The 4,131-nt window shown below is 66.7% G+C and carries 2 protein-coding genes; one reads left to right on the top strand and one right to left on the bottom strand.

What is annotated here, in order from left to right; genetic code table 11:
* The first annotated feature begins 291 nt into the window (after window positions 1–291).
* Window positions 292–3,279: an excinuclease ABC subunit UvrA gene (uvrA, locus tag ACWELQ_RS40035; RefSeq protein ID WP_452402213.1), complete on the top strand. Its 2,988-nt coding sequence runs from the start codon at window positions 292–294 to the stop codon at window positions 3,277–3,279.
* Between the two features lie 86 nt (window positions 3,280–3,365).
* Here uvrA and ACWELQ_RS40030 read toward each other — a convergent pair.
* Window positions 3,366–4,131, bottom strand: a 766-nt coding sequence (locus tag ACWELQ_RS40030) for an ATP-binding cassette domain-containing protein (protein WP_452402212.1), incomplete at its 5' end; no start/stop codon positions are given.

The following is a 4,131-nucleotide window of genomic DNA, read 5'->3' as shown; positions in this document are numbered from 1 at the left end:
GGTGACCGCGACCGGGTCGGAGGATCGGGTGCGCGAGCGGGATCGGGATCGGGGATTGCAGCCGCGCGCGAGCGCGGGCTGCGTGCGGCGCGCGCTGCCGAGCACGTTGGGCGGCTATGTCGCCGGTACCGCCATCGAGAAGCTGGCGTGAGCTCGGTCGCGGTCCGCGACTTCCCGCAATAAACACGCTGTGACCAGCGTTTCAACGTCTGTAACCAAACTTGTCGGTGGGTACCCCTAGCATGGCCGTCGGGGGTATGTCTGGATGCTGAAACGTTGGAAGGATGGCCAGTGGCGGATCGCCTGACGGTGCGCGGAGCGCGGGAGCACAACCTCAAAGGGGTCGATCTCGACCTACCCCGCGACAGTCTCATCGTTTTCACCGGTCTGTCCGGTTCTGGCAAGTCTTCGCTGGCCTTCGACACGATCTTCGCCGAAGGGCAGCGCCGCTACGTGGAATCGCTGTCGGCGTACGCCCGCCAATTCCTCGGTCAGATGGACAAACCGGATGTGGACTTCATCGAGGGCCTGTCCCCGGCGGTGTCCATCGATCAGAAGTCGACCAACCGCAACCCGCGGTCCACGGTCGGCACCATCACCGAGGTCTACGACTATCTGCGTCTGCTGTTCGCGCGCGCGGGCACCCCGCACTGCCCGGTCTGCGGTGAGCTGATCGCCCGGCAGACCCCGCAGCAGATCGTGGATCAGGTGCTGGCGATGGAGGAGGGCACCAAGTTCCAGGTGCTCGCGCCCGTGGTGCGTACCCGCAAGGGCGAATTCGTGGACCTGTTCGAGTCGCTGAACTCGCAGGGCTATTCGCGTGTCCGGGTCGACGGCGTGGTGCATGCGCTGACCGATCCGCCCAAGCTCAAGAAGCAGGAGAAGCACGATGTCGAGGTGGTCGTGGACCGCCTCGCCGTGAAGCCGAGTTCCAAACAGCGCCTGACGGATTCGATCGAGACCGCGTTGCGGCTGGCCGACGGCATCGTGGTGCTGGACTTCGTGGATCGCGACGAGCACGCCCACGATCGGGAGCGGCGCTTCTCCGAGCGGCTGGCCTGCCCCAACGGCCACCCCCTCGATATCGAGGATCTGGAACCGCGGTCGTTCTCGTTCAACTCGCCCTACGGCGCGTGCCCGGATTGCACGGGTCTGGGTATCCGCAAGGAAGTGGATCCCGATCTCGTGGTGCCGGATCCGGAGCTGAGTCTCGCCGACGGCGCGATCGCGCCCTGGTCGCGCGGGCAGACCGCCGAATACTTCACCCGGCTGCTGTCGGGCCTGGCCGAGGCGATCGGCTTCTCCATGGACACGCCCTGGAACCAGCTGCCGCTCAAGGCCCGCAAGGCGGTCCTGGAAGGCAGCTCCGAGCAGGTGCACGTCTCCTACACCAACCGCTACGGCCGCAAGCGTTCGTACTATGCCGATTTCGAGGGCGTGATGCCGTTCCTGCAGCGGCGCATGGACGCCACCGAATCGGAGGCGATGAAGGAGCACTACGACGGGTACATGCGGGACATCCCGTGCCCGGTGTGCAACGGCGCGCGGCTGCGCCCGGAGATCCTGGCGGTCACGCTGTCGGCGGGCGACGAGCGCAAATCCATTGCGGATCTGTCGGATCTGTCGATCGGCGACGCGGCGGCCTTCCTCAATGCGCTGACCCTGGACGAGCGGCAGGCGGCCATCGCCGTCCAGGTGATCAAGGAGGTGCAGGCGCGGCTGGGCTTCCTGCTGGACGTCGGCCTGCAGTACCTGACCCTGTCGCGGGCGGCGGCCACGCTGTCCGGCGGTGAGGCGCAACGCATTCGGCTGGCCACCCAGATCGGTTCCGGACTGGTCGGTGTGCTGTACGTGTTGGACGAGCCGTCCATCGGCCTGCACCAGCGCGACAACCGGCGGTTGATCGAAACCCTCACGCGCCTCAAGAGTCTCGGCAACACCCTGATCGTGGTCGAGCACGACGAGGACACCATTCACGCCTCGGACTGGGTGGTCGACATCGGCCCGCTGGCCGGTGAGCACGGCGGCCAGGTCGTCTACTCGGGCCCCTACGAGGGTCTGCTGAAGGACCAGCGATCCCTCACCGGCGCTTACCTTTCCGGCCGCGAGCAGATCGAGGTGCCGCTGGTGCGGCGGCCGATCGACCGCAAGAAGCAACTCACCGTGGTCGGCGCGATCGAGCACAACCTGCGCGATATCGACGTGAGTTTCCCGCTGGGTGTGCTGACCGCCATCACCGGTGTCTCGGGTTCGGGTAAGTCGACGCTGGTCAACGACATTCTCGCGACCGTGTTGCAGAACAAGCTGAATGGCGCGCGCCAGGTGCCGGGCCGCCACACCCGCGTCAACGGCCTCGATCATCTCGACAAGCTGGTGCAGGTCGACCAGTCGCCGATCGGCCGCACCCCGCGCTCGAATCCGGCCACCTACACGGGTGTCTTCGACAAGATCCGCACCCTGTTCGCGGCCACCACCGAGGCCAAGGTGCGCGGCTACCAGCCGGGCCGGTTCTCCTTCAATGTGAAGGGCGGCCGCTGCGAGGCGTGCTCGGGCGACGGCACCCTCAAGATCGAAATGAACTTCCTCCCGGACGTTTACGTCCCGTGCGAGGTCTGCCACGGCGCGCGCTACAACCGCGAAACCCTCGAGGTCCACTACAAGGGCAAGACCATCGCCGAGGTCCTCGATATGCCGATCGAGGAGGCCGCGGAGTTCTTCGAGCCCGTCACCTCCATCCACCGCTACCTCAAGACGCTGGTGGACGTCGGTCTCGGCTATGTGCGCCTGGGCCAGTCCGCGCCGACCCTGTCCGGCGGCGAGGCGCAACGCGTGAAGCTGGCCGCCGAACTCCAGAAGCGCTCCACCGGCCGCACCATCTACATCCTCGACGAGCCCACCACGGGTCTGCACTTCGAGGACATCCGCAAACTGCTGGGTGTCATCAACGGCCTGGTGGACAAGGGCAATTCGGTCATCGTCATCGAGCACAACCTGGACGTCATCAAGACCTCCGACTGGGTGATCGACATGGGCCCCGAGGGTGGTTCCGGCGGCGGCACCGTCATCGCCGAGGGCACCCCGGAAGACGTTGCGGCCGTGGCCGAAAGCTACACCGGCCAGTTCCTGAAGACCGTCCTCGACGCCCAGCCCACCCCCGCGCCGGCGAAGAAGGCGGCCAAGAAGGCGCCCGCCAAGAAGACGGCCCCGAAGACCGAAGCCCAGGCCGCGGCCGCGAAGAAGGCGACCGCCGCCCGTCGCAAGGCCGCCGCCCTGCGCTGACGCCTCGGAACACGCGACGGCAGACGAGCGAAGGCCCCGCACCGGAATCGGTGCGGGGCCTTCGTCTTTCGTGCCCGTCCGCGTGCCTACTCGGCGGCGGCCAGCGGCTGCTCGAGCTCCCTGACCTCGGCGATGCGGCCGAAGTCGAGCTTGACGATCTGGTCGGCGCAGTCGAAGTACCGGTCGTCGTGGGTGATCACGATCACGGTCTTGCCCCGCTCCTTGAGCTTCACCAGGATCTCCCGGTAGAAGACGTCACGGAACTTCGGCTCCTGATCGGCGGCCCACTCGTCGAACATGTAGATCGGGCGATCCTCGAGCAGCGCGGTCAACAGCGCCAACCGCTTTCGCTGCCCCTGCGACAGATTGACGGTCGAGAGCCGCCCGTTCTCGACGGTGACCTTGTGGTCGATCTGGAGGTCCTTCAAATGCTTGCGGACCTCCTCGTCGATGCCTTCGTCGAAGCCCAGGTAGTCCTCGAACAGATGGAAGTCGGTGAAGACCGCCGAGGTGTTCTGCCGGAACCATTCGATGTTCTCGTGGTCGATCCGCTCGCCGTTGAGCGACAGATGACCGTGCTGCGGGACATACAGACCCGTGATCAGTTTGGCCAGCGTGGATTTGCCGCTGCCGTTGCCGCCCACGATGAACGTGATCCGGCCGGGCTCGAAGGTCAGATCCAGCGGGCCGAGGCTGAAGCCGGTGCCGTCGGCCTCGGGCGGAGCCACGGGCGCGCCCATCGGGACGGGATGGCTGCCGTGCGTGAAGAACCGGTGCCCGTTGACATCCGGGCGATCACTGCCGGGCCGCGGACCCTGCGGCGGCGGACCGCCGGGCCGTCCACCCGGATGC

This window comes from Nocardia sp. NPDC004722 (assembly GCF_053601505.1).
Note: the sequence above shows the minus strand (reverse complement) of the source record. Positions and strands in the feature narration are given on the sequence as shown.